Source organism: Trinickia sp., from assembly GCF_057351765.1.
The window spans coordinates 90,052-105,133 of record NZ_JBMRBK010000051.1; the positions used below are offsets into that span (position 1 = coordinate 90,052).

The 15,082-nt window shown below is 63.9% G+C and carries 14 protein-coding genes; 5 read left to right on the forward strand and 9 right to left on the reverse strand.

What is annotated here, in order from left to right; genetic code table 11:
• Window positions 1–46 precede the first annotated feature (46 nt).
• Window positions 47–829: a TetR/AcrR family transcriptional regulator gene (locus tag ACO1XS_RS14025; RefSeq protein WP_486390947.1), complete on the reverse strand. Its 783-nt coding sequence runs from the start codon at window positions 827–829 to the stop codon at window positions 47–49.
• Window positions 830–1,187: 358 nt separating this feature from the next.
• Here ACO1XS_RS14025 and ACO1XS_RS14030 point away from each other — a divergent pair, with 358 nt between their 5' ends.
• Genes ACO1XS_RS14030 through ACO1XS_RS14045 form a run of 4 tightly spaced genes read left to right on the forward strand, consistent with a single transcriptional unit; the run spans window position 1,188 to window position 6,920 of the window.
• On the forward strand, window positions 1,188–2,369 hold the full coding sequence (locus ACO1XS_RS14030; RefSeq protein ID WP_331570565.1) for an isovaleryl-CoA dehydrogenase: 1,182 nt from the start codon (window positions 1,188–1,190) through the stop codon (window positions 2,367–2,369).
• Between the two features lie 40 nt (window positions 2,370–2,409).
• A complete protein-coding gene (locus tag ACO1XS_RS14035; RefSeq protein ID WP_486390948.1) occupies window positions 2,410–4,017 on the forward strand; it encodes a carboxyl transferase domain-containing protein in 1,608 nt (535 codons plus the stop codon).
• A 51-nt stretch (window positions 4,018–4,068) separates the two neighbouring features.
• A complete protein-coding gene (locus ACO1XS_RS14040) occupies window positions 4,069–4,854 on the forward strand; it encodes an enoyl-CoA hydratase/isomerase family protein (protein ID WP_331570569.1) in 786 nt (261 codons plus the stop codon).
• Between the two features lie 56 nt (window positions 4,855–4,910).
• On the forward strand, window positions 4,911–6,920 hold the full coding sequence (locus tag ACO1XS_RS14045) for an acetyl/propionyl/methylcrotonyl-CoA carboxylase subunit alpha (RefSeq protein WP_486390949.1): 2,010 nt from the start codon (window positions 4,911–4,913) through the stop codon (window positions 6,918–6,920).
• A gap of 102 nt (window positions 6,921–7,022) precedes the next feature.
• On the opposite strand, the gene ACO1XS_RS14050 is transcribed toward ACO1XS_RS14045, so the two are convergent.
• From ACO1XS_RS14050 to ACO1XS_RS14085, 8 genes are all read right to left on the reverse strand, one after another.
• On the reverse strand, window positions 7,023–7,565 hold the full coding sequence (locus tag ACO1XS_RS14050; RefSeq protein WP_486390950.1) for a glycoside hydrolase family 19 protein: 543 nt from the start codon (window positions 7,563–7,565) through the stop codon (window positions 7,023–7,025).
• Complete coding sequence (locus tag ACO1XS_RS14055) at window positions 7,552–8,364, reverse strand: bestrophin-like domain (protein ID WP_331570575.1); 813 nt, start codon at window positions 8,362–8,364, stop codon at window positions 7,552–7,554. The genes ACO1XS_RS14050 and ACO1XS_RS14055 overlap by 14 nt, the downstream gene beginning before the upstream one ends.
• 3 nt (window positions 8,365–8,367) lie before the next feature.
• Window positions 8,368–9,477 carry a hypothetical protein gene (locus tag ACO1XS_RS14060; protein ID WP_331570577.1) on the reverse strand — a complete coding sequence of 370 codons (1,110 nt, stop codon included), beginning with the start codon at window positions 9,475–9,477 and terminating at the stop codon, window positions 8,368–8,370.
• A gap of 53 nt (window positions 9,478–9,530) precedes the next feature.
• A complete protein-coding gene (locus tag ACO1XS_RS14065; RefSeq protein ID WP_486390951.1) occupies window positions 9,531–10,211 on the reverse strand; it encodes a ribonuclease T2 family protein in 681 nt (226 codons plus the stop codon).
• Window positions 10,212–10,301: 90 nt separating this feature from the next.
• Window positions 10,302–11,999, reverse strand: coding sequence for a S8 family serine peptidase (locus tag ACO1XS_RS14070; protein WP_486390952.1), 1,698 nt, complete (start codon window positions 11,997–11,999; stop codon window positions 10,302–10,304).
• 147 nt (window positions 12,000–12,146) lie between these two features.
• Window positions 12,147–13,061, reverse strand: coding sequence for a hypothetical protein (locus ACO1XS_RS14075; RefSeq protein WP_486390953.1), 915 nt, complete (start codon window positions 13,059–13,061; stop codon window positions 12,147–12,149).
• A gap of 196 nt (window positions 13,062–13,257) precedes the next feature.
• Window positions 13,258–13,485: a response regulator transcription factor gene (locus ACO1XS_RS14080; RefSeq protein ID WP_331570585.1), complete on the reverse strand. Its 228-nt coding sequence runs from the start codon at window positions 13,483–13,485 to the stop codon at window positions 13,258–13,260.
• The gene (locus ACO1XS_RS14085) at window positions 13,482–13,961 is read right to left on the reverse strand and encodes a response regulator transcription factor (protein ID WP_486390954.1); all 480 of its coding nucleotides are present in this window, start codon (window positions 13,959–13,961) and stop codon (window positions 13,482–13,484) included. The genes ACO1XS_RS14080 and ACO1XS_RS14085 overlap by 4 nt, the downstream gene beginning before the upstream one ends.
• 141 nt (window positions 13,962–14,102) lie before the next feature.
• Between ACO1XS_RS14085 and ACO1XS_RS14090 the strand changes: the two genes are divergently transcribed.
• Window positions 14,103–15,077, forward strand: coding sequence for a cysteine synthase A (locus ACO1XS_RS14090; protein WP_486390955.1), 975 nt, complete (start codon window positions 14,103–14,105; stop codon window positions 15,075–15,077).
• Window positions 15,078–15,082: the final 5 nt, after the last annotated feature.

The following is a 15,082-nucleotide window of genomic DNA, read 5'->3' on the forward strand; positions in this document are numbered from 1 at the left end:
GCGCGGCCGATAACCGGCAAGCGTACGCCGAGCGGCGGCGCATCCCTCACGTTTCGGCCGTTGCCTTCTTGCTCGTACGTTTGCCGTTGGCGACCGGCTTCGACATCCGTTCTGCCGTGCGCGTCGCATGGTCGAAACGACGCATCGCGTCGTCGACGTCTTCCTTTAGCCGGGTCAGCGCGGCCACGTCCGGGTGCGGCGGGTGCAGCGCGGTCCATAAGACATCCACGAGTTGTTCGGCCGTTGCATCGATATCCGCGCCACGATGCGCAAGCGTCGCATCCCACAACACATGCTCCATCGGGCCGAATACGAGCGAGCGCATGAGCCGAAGCGGCATGTCGGTGCGAATATGTCCCGCTTGCTGCCCCTGCGCGAGAACGCGCATGAGCGGCGCCGTGTAGCGCCGCTGCAGGACGGTCAATTCGTCGCCGAGCGCATGGTACTTCGTGCGCCCCTCCGAAAGCACCAGCGAGCAAAGGCCGGTGCCGTGCACGAGCATGAGCCGCACGTGCATGCGCACGATAAAGGCGAACTGCTGACGCGTGCTGCCGTCGCGCGGAAGCCCCGTTTCAATGGCCGCGATGATTTCATCGTACCAATCCGAAATGACTCGCACGCACAACTCTCGTTTGCCGCGAAAGTAACTGAAGACCGTCGCCTCGGAAACGCCGACGCGCTGAGCGATTTCAGCCGTCGTCGCGCGCTCGTACCCCTTTTCGGAGAATACCTCGCGGCCCGCCTGAAGGATGTCCTTCACACGTTGCTGTGATTTGCGACCGGCCGGCTGACGCCGCGCACCGCCCGCTTCGGGCTTCGAATCATCCATGTTTGAGTCAGGTTCAAGTCTGCCTCCGTTCGGAGGCTCGGTGATCGCGATGGTAGCACCGAGCGGCGTGCTCCATATAGCGCCTTCAAAAAGTGAGTGATACTCAGAAAAACCTATTGACGCTTACGTAAATGTGGCGTGAAATGCGCGTTGATCGAGCGCGCGATCCGCGCCTCTTGCCCCACCACGGTGGCGTACGACGCCGCCCCGACTGGAGAAACTGAATGAACGACCCCCACGCTCTCTTTCGTTCGCTGTCGAGCGGAGTTGGCGCTTCAGCGCTTACTCCGGTCCCATGCAAAGCAGTGCCCACCGAGGGGGCGGATGCTTCCCTTGGGGCGGCCCAGCGGGAGGCATCATGAGCAACGTGCCTGGATTGCAGTTCGCGCTCGGCGAGGAAATCGACATGCTGCGCGATACGCTGGCCAACTTCGCCGCAAAGGAGATCGCCCCGCGTGCGGCCGAGGTCGATCGCACCGATCAATTTCCAATGGACCTCTGGCGCAAGTTCGGCGAACTCGGCGTGCTCGGCATGACGGTCTCCGAGGAATACGGCGGCGCGAACATGGGCTACGTGGCGCATATGGTCGCGATGGAAGAGATCTCGCGCGCCTCTGCGTCGGTGGGACTCTCGTATGGCGCTCATTCGAATCTGTGCGTCAATCAGATTCACCGCAACGGCACCGAAGCGCAAAAGCACAAATACCTGCCGAAGCTCGTCTCCGGCGAGCACGTCGGCGCGTTGGCGATGAGTGAGCCCAACGCCGGGTCGGACGTCGTCAGCATGAAGCTGCGCGCGGACAAGCGCGGTGACCGTTATGTGCTGAACGGCACGAAGATGTGGATCACGAACGGTCCCGATTGCGACACGCTCGTCGTCTATGCCAAGACCGATATCGAAGCCGGTGCCCGCGGCATCACGGCGTTCATCGTCGAAAAAGGGATGAAGGGCTTCTCGGTGGCGCAAAAGCTCGACAAGCTCGGCATGCGCGGCTCGCATACGGGCGAGCTCGTCTTCGTCGATGTCGAGGTCCCCGAAGAAAACATCCTCGGCCGGCTGAACGGCGGCGTGAACGTGCTGATGAGCGGCCTCGATTACGAACGCGCCGTGCTGGCCGGTGGCCCGACGGGCATCATGCTTGCCTGTATGGATGCCGTCGTTCCGTATATTCACGATCGCAAGCAATTCGGTCAGGCGATCGGCGAATTCCAACTGATCCAGGGCAAGGTCGCGGACATGTACACGACGCTGCAAGCCTGCCGTGCGTATCTGTATGCCGTGGGCCGTCAGCTCGATACGCTCGGCAAGGAACACGTACGTCAAGTTCGCAAGGATTGCGCGGGCGTCATTCTCTATACCGCGGAGAAAGCGACATGGATGGCCGGCGAGGCGATCCAGATCCTCGGCGGCAACGGCTATATCAACGAATATCCGGTCGGCCGGCTTTGGCGCGACGCAAAGCTTTATGAAATCGGCGCGGGCACGAGCGAGGTCCGCCGCATGTTGATCGGCCGCGAGCTTTTTGCCGAAACCGCCTGACGCATCCCGACATCCGCGCCGCGAACGGAGTATTCCCCTCATGCCGATCATCGAAAGCAAGCTGAATCCGCGCTCCGACGAATTCCGCGCCAACGCCGCTGCGCTCGAAGCCGTCGTTGCCGATTTGCAGCAGAAAGTGGCGCATCTCGCGTTGGGCGGCGGGGCCGCGGCGCGCGACAAGCACGTCTCGCGCGGCAAGCTGCTGCCGCGCGATCGCATCGCGCAACTGCTCGACCCCGGTACGCCGTTTCTCGAGTTTTCGCAGCTCGCGGCGTTCGGCATGTATCACGATGCGGCACCCGGAGCCGGCATCATTACCGGCATCGGCCGCATCGCACAGCAGGAATGCGTGATCGTCTGCAACGATGCGACGGTTAAAGGCGGCACTTACTACCCGATGACGGTCAAAAAGCATGTCCGCGCGCAGGAGATCGCCGCCGAAAACCACTTGCCGTGTGTCTACCTCGTCGACTCGGGCGGCGCAAATCTGCCGAATCAGGACGAAGTATTCCCCGATCGGGATCATTTCGGGCGCATTTTCTACAATCAGGCCAATCTGTCGGCAGCGGGTATCGCACAGATCGCGGTGGTGATGGGCTCGTGCACCGCGGGTGGCGCGTATGTGCCCGCAATGAGCGACGAATCGATCATCGTCAAGAATCAAGGCACGATCTTCCTCGGCGGGCCGCCGCTCGTGAAGGCGGCCACGGGCGAGGAAGTCAGTGCGGAAGATCTGGGCGGCGGCGATGTCCATACGCGTCTGTCGGGTGTCGTCGATCACCTCGCGCAGAACGACGCGCATGCGCTCGCGCTCGCGCGGAGCATCGTCGGCAAGCTCAACCGCGTGAAAGTACCGCCCATCGCACTGCGCGAACCGAAGCCGCCGCGCTACGACGCAAAGAGCATCTACGGCGTCATTCCGGTCGATACGCGTAAGCCGTTCGACATTCGCGAGATCATCGCGCGCGTCGTCGACGATTCCGAATTCGACGAGTTCAAGGCGCGCTACGGCACGACGCTCGTCACGGGCTTCGCCCATATCTGGGGTCATCCGGTCGGCATCGTGGCGAACAACGGCATTCTGTTCTCGGAGTCCGCGCTCAAGGGCACGCATTTCATCGAGCTTTGCTGTCAGCGCAAAATTCCGCTCGTGTTCCTGCAGAACATCACGGGCTTCATGGTCGGGCGCAAATACGAGAACGAAGGAATTGCACGCAACGGCGCCAAGATGGTCACGGCGGTTGCGACGGCCAACGTGCCGAAGTTCACGGTCATCATCGGCGGCTCGTTCGGCGCGGGCAACTACGGCATGTGCGGGCGAGCCTACTCGCCGCGCTTTCTCTGGATGTGGCCCAACGCCCGCATCTCCGTCATGGGCGGCGAGCAGGCCGCGTCGGTGCTGGCGACGGTCAAGCGCGACGGTATCGAAGCGAAGGGCGGCAGGTGGAGCGCCGACGAGGAGGAAGCGTTCAAGAAGCCGATTCGCGACCAGTACGAACACCAGGGCCATCCCTATTACGCGAGCGCGCGTCTTTGGGACGACGGTGTGATCGATCCGGCTCAAACGCGCGACGTGCTGGGTCTCGGCTTATCCGCGGCGATGAATGCGCCGATCGGCGACACGCGCTTCGGCGTGTTCCGGATGTGATCCGCAATCGGAAAGAAGCGACCTTCGAAACGAACGGACGAGGAGCCCTCGATGCAATACAGCACGCTTGAGCTAGCGATTTCCGGGCACGTCGCGACGGTGACGCTTAATCGCCCGGAGGTGCGCAACGCATTCAACGAGACGATGATCGCCGAGCTGACCGACGTCGTTTCGCGTCTACAGACGCGCGACGATGTGCGCGCGGTCGTGCTCGCGGCCAACGGTCCGGCGTTTTGCGCGGGCGCCGATCTGAACTGGATGAAAAAGATGGCGTCGTTCTCCGACGAGGAGAACCGCGCCGACGCGCGGCGGCTCGCCGACATGCTGGCAGCCGTCTATCGCTCGGCGAAGCCGGTCATCGCGCGCGTGTCCGGCGATGCGTATGCGGGCGGTGTGGGGCTCGTCGCTGCGTGCGACATCGTCGTCGCGGTCGAGACGGCACGGTTTTGCCTGTCCGAAGCGCGCTTGGGATTGATTGCCGCGACTATTTCACCGTACGTTATCCGGGCGCTCGGCGAGCGTGCCTGCCGCCGCTATTTCACGACGGCGGAGCCGTTCGAGTGCGCGGTTGCCTGCCGGTTCGGGCTCGTTCATGAAGCCGTGCCGGCCGATGCGCTCGACGCCACAGTGCAAAAGCTCGCCGCCGCGCTCTGCGCGAACGGTCCGCAGGCCGTACGCGAATCCAAACGGCTCGTGCAGGATGTCGCGGGTCGCGCACTCGACGAAGCGCTCATCGACGATACGGCCGCGCGCATTGCCGCCATTCGGGCCAGCGACGAAGGCCGCGAAGGGGTGGCCGCGTTCCTCGACAAGCGGGCGCCGGCCTGGCGCGATTGATCCACGATCCGGCGAGACACGGCAGCGCGACGCGCACTCCCATTGCGAGACCTCACATGTTCAACAAGATCCTGATTGCGAACCGCGGCGAGATTGCCTGCCGTGTCGCGGCGACTTGCCGCCGGCTCGGCGTGGCGAGCGTGGCCGTATATTCGGACGCCGATGCCGGTGCGAAGCATGTCGCCGCATGCGACGAAGCGGTGCATATCGGTGCCTCGCCCGCGGCCGAAAGCTATCTGCGCATCGAGCGCATCATCGATGCGGCGCTGAAGACGGGCGCGCAGGCCATTCATCCCGGCTATGGATTTCTTTCGGAAAACGAAGCATTCGCCGAAGCCTGCGAAGCGGCCGGAATCGTCTTCATCGGGCCGCCGGTGTCGGCTATCGCGGCCATGGGATCGAAGGCGGCGGCCAAAGCGCTGATGCAAGCGGCGGCGGTTCCGCTCGTGCCCGGCTATCACGGCGACGATCAGGACCCCGAACGATTGCACCGCGAGGCCGATGCGATCGGCTATCCCGTCCTGCTGAAGGCGAGCGCGGGCGGTGGCGGCAAGGGCATGCGCGTGGTGGACAAACACGAGGATTTCGCGGCCGCGCTCGCATCATGCAAGCGCGAGGCGGCGAGCAGCTTCGGCAACGATCGCATTCTCATCGAGAAATACCTGCTCCGGCCTCGGCACGTGGAGGTGCAGGTATTCGCCGATCGCCATGGCGGTGCGGTCTACCTGTTCGATCGCGATTGTTCGGTGCAGCGGCGTCACCAAAAAGTGCTCGAGGAAGCGCCCGCACCGGGGCTCGAGGCGGACGTTCGGCGAGCGATGGGCGAAGCTGCCGTCGCGGCGGCGCGAGCGGTGTCCTACGTGGGCGCCGGCACCGTCGAGTTCATCATGACCGGCACGGCGTTCTACTTCATGGAGATGAATACGCGCCTGCAGGTCGAGCATCCCGTTACCGAAATGGTGACGGGGCTCGATCTGGTCGAGTGGCAGTTGCGCGTAGCGGCCGGAGAGCCGCTGCCATTGCGGCAGGACCAGTTGAAGGTCGATGGCCATGCGATCGAAGCGCGCGTCTATGCCGAGAATCCGGCGCGCGGCTTTTTGCCTTCGACGGGCACGCTCAAGTATCTGCGCATGCCCGCAAGCGTCGAGTTCACGATCGGCGAGCCGCGGCGCGCGGCGGTGCGTATCGATAGCGGCGTGCGCGAAGGCGATACGATCACGCCGTTTTACGACCCGATGATCGCGAAAGTGATCGTACACGGCGCGGACCGGGACGAGGCGCTTGCCCGTATGGACCGCGCATTGCAAGCCTGCGAAGCGGTGGGCCCGCAAACGAATATCGAATTTCTGCGGCGCATCGTGACGTGCCCGCCGTTCGCCTCGGCCGAACTCGATACGGGCCTCATCGAGCGTCATCACGATGCGCTGTTCGCTCGCACCGAGAAACCGTTCAAGGAAGCGCTCGCGCTTGCCTGCGCAGCGCTGCTGACGCGCGAAGGCGGCACCGCGCATGGCGCCTCTCCGTGGGATGCGCTATCGCATTGGCGTTTGAACGGCAGCTATCGCCAGACAATCGAGTGGCGCGCGATCGAGGACGACGCGCCATGCAGGGTCGTCTATACCCGCGACGATTCCGTTCGCGCCCTCGAGCACGAGCAATGGACGGAGCCGTTCGACTGGTGGCGCGAGGCGCAGCCTCATGGCTACGGGGTACGCCTTGGCGACGTTCGAACGACGGGCCGGGTTTTTATCGATGCCGATACGTTCCATGTATTTTGCTCCGGTACATCGCTCGCTTTCGAGTGGACGAACCTGCTCGCGCATGCGGCCGATGCCGAGCATGGAGAGGGGCGCTTGACTGCCCCGATGCCGGGCAAAGTGATCGCGGTGCTCGTCGAGGCAGGCGCCGTTGTGGAAAAGGGCACGCCGCTGATCGTCATGGAGGCCATGAAGATGGAACATACGATCGGCGCGCCCGCCGCCGGAAAAATCTCCGAGGTGCTGTACGGCGTCGGCGATCAGGTGGCCGACGGGGCGCAGCTGCTCGTCATGGAGACGGGCGGGTGACGGCGGCTGGAGCCTGGGCAAGTATTGCGTGTAGTGGCGCGCCGGCGCACGGGGGGTGCTCGTTAAAGTGATCGATCCCGCGTCGATGCGCGACGCGCATGCTCAGATACCGAACGCGGCTTTCGCGATCTCCCACCGGCGTTGCCGGTCGACGAGTCCGTTGACGCCGCCGTTGATCCGCTTGGTCAGCGCGATGAAATCGCCGCTATCCGCGAAGGCGCTGCAACCATGCCGATACCACCACCATGCGGAAGCGCGGGTTGCGGCGAGCGCTTGCTCGAGCTGCTCGGGCTGCGTCTCGAGGTCGATGCCGAGCGCGTGACCGCAGGCCGCGTAGTTCGCTCGCCCCGTGATCTGAAGCAGTCCACGACCGCGGAACCTCCGTCCATCGCCGGGTCGCACATTGCCGAGTTCGGCTGCTTTTGGCGAGGGCGGCTCGTAAGCGAGCTGAGCCGTCGTCGGCCCCCACAGCTCGCGGGTGAGCGTGAAGCCGAGTGTTTCGTGGCCTGCCTGGGCGATGAAGGCGGCCATGCGCGCCGGCGTCGAGATATCGAACTCGTCGAACGCGGCACGGATGGGCGCGTACCATTGCTCGACGAGCGCGTCCGATAGCCGTGCAGCAGCCAGGAAGTCATCGCGTGTCATGATCGACTCCGATCGTTAGTTGCGCGCGAGCATTCAGCGCTTGCACCAGATGCGCCAGCGGCTCCGGCCCCACGCTGACCCGGCCCGCGAAGGGCCGGTCGACGGCCAGCACGAAAAAGAATGCGAGCCCGAGCGTTAGCGCCCACGCGGCGATCAACGCGACGTTGAACATCGTGCCCGGCAGCGTATAGAGGAGCAGGAACGAGACGGCGCTCGCAATCAGCATGACGGTCCACAGCGTCGCCGGCATGGCGACATTGAGCGTCAGCAGGCGCTGATCGCGCAGTTTGGCCAGTTCGTTGACGCGCTTGAGCACCTCGGCCAGCAGCGCGCGCTGCCGCTCGTTGCGCGGCTGAATCTGGTTGACCTTGTCGAAGAGTGCGTCGAAACGCGCTTCCGACTTGGGATCGCCGGCTGCTTCTTGCTGCATCTTCGGCCATTCGAAGCGCACGACGCCATCGAGATAGGCATGGAGTGCATCGACCGCCTGCCCCGCCAGCGGCTCGCCGAATGCAGCGAGGTCGCGCGCGAGTTCGCCGGCCGTCGTGGCTTCGAGGTCGACGTTGTGGGCTGCGTCCGAGTACGCCCCCCATACATTGATGGCGGCGAACGCAATCAGCAGCGAGTTGATCGTGGTGATGACGGAGACCATCGCAATCGTCATCGATTGCTCTTCGGGTGCGGGACGCACGCGCACGACGCGGCGAAAGAAGGCATAGCCGCCCAGCGCGACGATCAGCGTGAGCGTGACGACGAAGAGTCCCATGATCGATGACGGCCAGTTATAGAGGAAGAGCATGGCTTACTCCTTCCGACTGGGCTCGGCCGCGGCGCTTGCGGCGGGCTTCGGTGCATCGGGATGCAGGACGTTGCGCGTGAAGCTGGCCAGCCGCTGCTTGACCGCGTCCACCGGCATGCCGCCCTCGATCGATTGTTGAAGTTCGAGCAATTCCGCGGCAAGCTCGCCTTTCCATTGGACGCGCTCGGTCGCCGCCTGTGCGCGTCGCGTCTCGAAGGCCGCCTCCGCGGCCGGCCGCGGGTCGCCGCGCACGAGCGTCTCGAGCGTTTCGACGAGCCGATGCAGCAGCCGATGCACGGCGGTCGCGGAGAATCCGCCCAGCATGGCGAGTGCAGGCTTGCCGAAGCTGCGCATGCTGCCGCTGTCGTAGAGATGAGAAGGCAGTATCTCCACGAGAATCAGCCCGGCGATGACGCCGAGTATCAGGCGTGCGCCGTACGAAGCGTCGTATTGAGGGTCGTACGTCGCATTCGCGACAAATCGATGCGCCTGAAAGAGCGTGGCGAACGACGCGCCGAGGCCGGCGCACGACAGCAGAAAGATCGCGTTCAACAACAGCGGTATGCCTGACGAATCGAGGAATCCCCGGTCGATGTTCGCGGCCGAGACCTCGGGCGGCAGCGACATGGCGATCACCGCGAACAGGAATGACAGCGCGCAGACCGTCAGCGTGCGAATCAGCGGCACGGGCCCCAGCCAGGAGAAGCGTTGGCGCCGACGCTCGTTATCGAGCAGTGCGACGGCTTGCGGCGTGGCCGGTGAGATCGCGATTGCGAGGCGCCGGTGAATCGTGGCGAGCGCGTGGCATAGCGGAGTCTGCGCGGACGAAGCCGCTCCGTTGCCGATGCCTTCGGCACCGTTCGTCGAAGCGCTCACCGACTCGGGATCGATGGCGAGAAGCGGCGACAGTTGCGCCACGAGCTCCGGGGCGATTGCCATGCCGTGCCGGAGTGCATAGCGAGCCATCGCGTCGCACTCCGTTTGCAATTGCGCGATCAGCGCGTGCCTCGGCACGGCCGGCGCAATCGCCGCGCCGGCCGGCGCGCCTCGAATGCCTTGGTCGAAACCGATCTTGGGCGAGGGATATTGCACACCGATTCGGACAGCACACATGATGAGGTCTCCTGTTGCGTGGGGACGTTGCGGGCGTCTTCTATTGGGCGCTGCTAGAGAATGACCTCTTCGCCGCAGTTTCCGCCGGGTGTGGGCACGAGCAGGCTGCCCCTGTCGCGGTAAACGAACATGTCGGACCAGTCGCGCAACGTGTAGCGCACTTCGGCGAGGCGCCCGTCCGGCGCGCAGTAGAACTGAATGGCTTTATCGGCGCCGAAGAAGAAGTCATGCAGTTGCGCATCTTTCAGCTCGTCGAGCTGCACCCGTTTGCCGGCATGCTGCTCGAGGTACTGTCCGAGGTTCGTACGGCCGACGGCACGCGCCATGGCCGCGATTTCCGTGAAGTAACCTGCCGGCGTATATCCGCTGCAACTGCCATAGCGGTTCCAGCGCCGTTGCAACGAATTGCCGCTCGTCGACGACACATAGCGTTCGAGGCCGGCGGGCAGGCTCTCGTCGGCGAGCGCGGTCGCATCGCAATCGACGCGATCCGTGCGCAGCGCGATCGCTTTCAGCATCGGGGGCGGGGCACCCGCATCCGTATCGGCGCCACGGGCCGGGACACTCTGCGCCGCCTGGGCGATGCAGGTGGTCGTTCCGTTGTTCTCGTCGCACGATCCTGCTTTCCACGAAAGTGCGAGCGTCCAGCCTTGCGCGTGGGCGCCGACCGAAACGAGGCCGATCGCCGCGAGCAATGCGGCCCGCCTGATTCTCCAGTGCGATAGCGTCGACATGTCGATGTTCTCCTGTCGTTTTGATACCGGTGCGCGGCGCCGCCGCGATATTCGCGGCGTGCGCTTGGGCATCGAGCGTGTGTGGCGTCCTTACCGGTAGACCTGCGGCAGCAGCCGGCGAATGTTTTGCAATCTCGGCAGACCCGCGCCGAAGCGGTTCGATGGATCGTTCGCCGAAACGGGTGTGCAGATCATCCGGATCAATTGAAAGAGCGCGGCGACGCGTTGCGGCCCCCTCGGACCGAGATAGCCGGCAAGATGCGGATCGCTCAGCAGCAGTGCCGCGAGACCGGTGATGTGGGGCGCTGCCATCGAGGTGCCGGACTCGGGATTGAAGGCCGCACCCGGCACGGTCGACACGATTCCGACGCCCGGGCCGCACACGCCGATCTGCGGCCCATGACACGAGAACGTCGGCGAGAAGAGCCCGTCGGCAGTCAGCGTTTGCGCGACGACTTGCGTCTGTTCCCAGGCGCTCGGCGGCAATTCCCGGTGCAGCCCCAATGCCGAGACCGCGAGTACGTAGGGCGAGGCCGCGGGATATTGCACGGGGCCGCCGGAGTTGCCTGCAGCGACGACACAAGCGACGCCGCTTTGTACCGCTTCGATGAGCTTTTGTTCGACCGCAAGCGAAGGCTGCGGCGCGCCGAGACTCATGTTGACGACATCGATATCGTGATTGATGCAGTAGTCGAGCGCTTCGATGAGCGTGCTGTATTGGCCGCTCGGAAAGACCTTCAGCACATGGATCTCGGCATCGGGGGCGAAGCCGCGCATGGCGATACTCTCGGTTTTCGCCTGCTCGCCCATGCGTGCGGCGATCACACCGGCGCAATGCGAGCCATGGCCGATCACATCGGTCTTCCATGTGGCCGGGTCCTGCTCGTTGGTCATGTCGGCGCCGCGCAGGATATGGCCGAGCAACGGATGCGAGGTGTCCGCGCCGGAATCGATGATGGCCACGCGCACGCCGGCTCCGCTTGCCGTGCTCGGCGATTCGTCGAGTCCCATGAGCCGCTGTCCCCAGCCGAGCGGTGCGAACGGGGGCACGTTGCGATTCGGCAGCCATAAAGGTGCGAGCTTCACGATATTGACCTGGTCGCTCGCGAGCGACGGTCCGACGAGATAGCTGTTCCAGTACGTATGCGCGGGACGAACCGAGAGCGACTGCACCGGCCCGTTGCTCATTTGCACGAGCGTCAGCGTGACTTCCCCGCCTGCGTTCGTCGTGCCTTTGGCCGGAAATCCGTCGGCGGCGACCTCGACGACGGCGTTGGCAACAGGTGCGTCGTCCGTGCCCAGCACGCGAATGGTCACCTGTCTGAGCGTGGCCGACGAGAACGCCGATTGCGGGTTCAGTTGCGCGCCGGCGTCGGCGTCGGGCTTGCGGCCGTAGCCGAGCGAATGGTCCTCTTCGACGATCATCTCGGGCGGTGCGGTTGCCTGCAGGATCTGCGCGTGGGCCGGATCGACCTTGACCACGTAGGTGTCGGTTGCTTCGTCGGGGCGCGCCGACATCATGCGCGCGTTCTTGTGGCCGGCCAGGACCCGAACGACTTCGACACCGGGCAGGCGATCTATCGCATTGCTCATGTCGCCAGCCGACATCGGCGTGACGGCCGCTTGCCTCGCCAGCACGCCGCGCCGTGGCGCAATCAGGTACTGGCGCTTGCCGCCGGCTACCGGGACCGCATTTCCTGCCGCGGCGGCGGGCGAGGTCTTCGGCGTCGAATCGGCGTCGCCTTCGGCCGCGGATTTCGGCGCGATCGGCTTTTTGTCCTTGTCCATCGCAGTCTCCTTCGCGTCGCCGTGAGAACGACGCATCGATCGACGGACGAACGCGGCGGCAAAGCCGGTAAAGTTCGTCCGTCCGTCATGAGGGGCGTGCTGCCGCGCATGTGGCCGGCGCGACAGCAAGTGGCTTCCCGTCGCGTGTCAGTGCATGGTTCCGAGAGGGGACACGTGCATCGGCACGGCCATCGGCTGTGCCGCGAACGGCAGCATCGATGCAAGGCCTCCGGCGATGTTGCCGATCAACCCTTGCGGCATGAGCGGGGCCGATTGAGGCTGTGCCGAAAAGGGCAGAAAGCGTGCGAAGTGTCCCGCGAGATCGCCGATCTGCTGGCCGAGCGCCGCGTTGCCCAATGCGTTGCCCAATGCGCTGCCGACCGTCGGAGCCACCGCGCTTGCGATGTTGCCGAAGGCACCCTGTGGCATGAGGGTGGCTTGCTGGGGCTGCACCGAAAACGGCAGGAACTGCGCGAGATGCCCGGCAACGCCACCGATCTGCTGACCGAGTGCGCCGTTGCCGAGCGCGCTGCCCAGTGCGTTGCCGACCGTCGGGGCCAGCGCGCCTGCGATGTTGCCGAAGACGCCCTGCGGCGCGAACGCCTGTTGAGGCTGCACCGAAAACGGCAGGAACTGCGCGAAATGCCCGGCGACGTTACCGATTTGCTGACCGAGTGCGCCATTGCCGAGTGCGCTGCCCAACGCGTTGCCGACCGTCGGGGCCAGCGCACCCGCGATGTTCCCGAAAACGCCTTGCGGTGCGAAGGCCGTTTGCGGCTCGACGGCGAACGGCAGAAAGCTGGCGATATGCCCTGCCACATTACCGATGGCCCTGCCTGCGCCGGCATCGCCCAAAAGACCGCCCACGGCTTGACCTACGGTCGGCGCGAGCGCGCCGACGATGCCGCTGAAAATGCCTTGCGGCGCATAGGCCATGGGCGCGACTGCTTGCGGTGCCACGGATTGCGGCGCAACGGCCTGCGGCATCGCCGCGAGATGATGAAGGTGCACGTACGGCATATGCGGCACTACGCCGGCAAAAGCAGGATGTACGTAAGTCATTTCGGAATCCTCGATAGAGAGCGGAATGGTCCGGCGCGTAAGTCGAATGGAGTGTGTGCGCCGGTCACGTGCCGACCGGGGATGAAACAACCCCGATGCCGTTGGCACCTATTGGGCGAATCATCTGAACAATCGACGAACCGATTGTGCGAGTGCGGCTTCGCCCGCTCCATACGGCAAATGCGGTAGATCGCAATCAGGCCGATTCCGGCGGCTGCAAAAGGTCGTCGAGCCATCCGGCCGCCGCCGCCATGAAAATCAATGCACAGACGTTGGGGGCGCCGGTTTTTCGCAGGAGATTGGCTCGATGCTTGCGCGCGGTCATGTCGCTGATCGAAAGTGCTCGTGCCGCCTGTTTGTCGCTGAGGCCGACTGCGAGAAGCCTTAATATTTCTCGTTCGCGAGGCGTGCAAACGACGGTCACTCGCAAGTCATCGTTTTTTTGAGGGCGTCCGGATTGAGTCGGAAGTAATGCGTGGCGAGTTGAGACGACTTCGTGAAGTGGAATTTGCCCAGCAGGTTTTCACGATGTTTACGGGCAGTCGCGATCGAAATCGAAAGGTGATTGGCAACTTCGCGATCTGTAAGGCCTTTCGCGATCAATTCGAAGACGGTGTTTTCCCGAGTGCTGATGTTCAAAATGACCCCCGACGATGGGTTGAACGAGCATCCCTTTCGTCGTGAAGGCCGCGGTGGTACAGGCTGACGTTTTCGACCGACTATTCGCCGATCCCCCGTATGCGCATATTTCCGGCAAAAGAGAATGCTGCAAAGGCAAATCTTCTGTAACCGAATAAGCTGAAAACGTTTTAAATCGAACCGGGCTCGAAATGGCCGAACTCGTTTCAATGGCGACGCGAAGTCCTGGCGGTAGGGCGGTCTCCGATTTATTCGTTTCAATCTTTGATGCGTCGAATATAGCCTAATTGAAACTTATCGGGTGTTTTGCCGGGGCGATTTGTATTGAGACATACCGATCTGTTTATATTGAACCGGCTTATACTGAGACCGTTCCGTACGTGAACGGCAAAGGGAGGGATCATGCCCGCGCTCGATGGATTTACCGGCGCAATCGGCAATACGCCACTGCTGCGCCTTGGCAAGCTCAGTGCCGAGACCGGATGCGAGATTCTCGGCAAAGCGGAATTCATGAATCCGGGCGGTTCGGTCAAAGACCGGGCGGCCCGCTACATCATCGAGGATGCCGAGCGGCGGGGGGCGCTGCGGCCCGGCGGCACCGTGATCGAGGGTACCGCGGGCAACACCGGCATCGGCCTCGCGCATATCTGTGCGGCGCGCGGTTATCGATGCGTCATCGTGATTCCCGACACGCAATCGCAGGAAAAGATGGATCTCTTGCGGGTTCTGGGCGCCGAGGTGCGGCCCGTGCCGGCCGCGCCTTACAAGGATGCCAATAACTACCAGAAAATCGCGGGCCGTCTGGCGCAGGAAACGGAGAACGCCATCTGGGCGAACCAGTTCGACAATCTCGTCAATCGCCAGGCGCACTATGAAACGACCGGCCCGGAGATCTGGCTCGATACGGCCGGCCGGGTCGACGCATTCGTCTGCGCGACCGGCACGGGCGGCACACTGGCAGGCGTGGCGCGCTGTCTGAAGGAGCGCAAACCGGAGGTGAAGACGGTATTGGCCGACCCTCACGGCAGCGGGCTTTACAGCTTCGTCAAAAGCGGCGAGCTCAAAAGCGAAGGGAACTCGATCACCGAGGGTATCGGTTCGAGCCGCGTGACAGCGAACCTCGAAGGCACGCCGATCGACGATGCCGTTCGTATCGACGATCAGACCTGCGTCACGATGGTCTATCGGCTGCTTCGCGAGGAAGGCCTCTTCGTCGGTGGATCGACAGGAATCAATGTGGCTGCCGCCGTGCAGGTCGCCCGCGAAATGGGGCCGGGCCATACGATCGTGACACTGCTTTGCGATCGCGGCAGCCTCTATTTCGCGCGCCTGTTCAATAGCGAATGGTTGCGGCAGCGCGGGTTGCGGGCCGGCTGATGGCT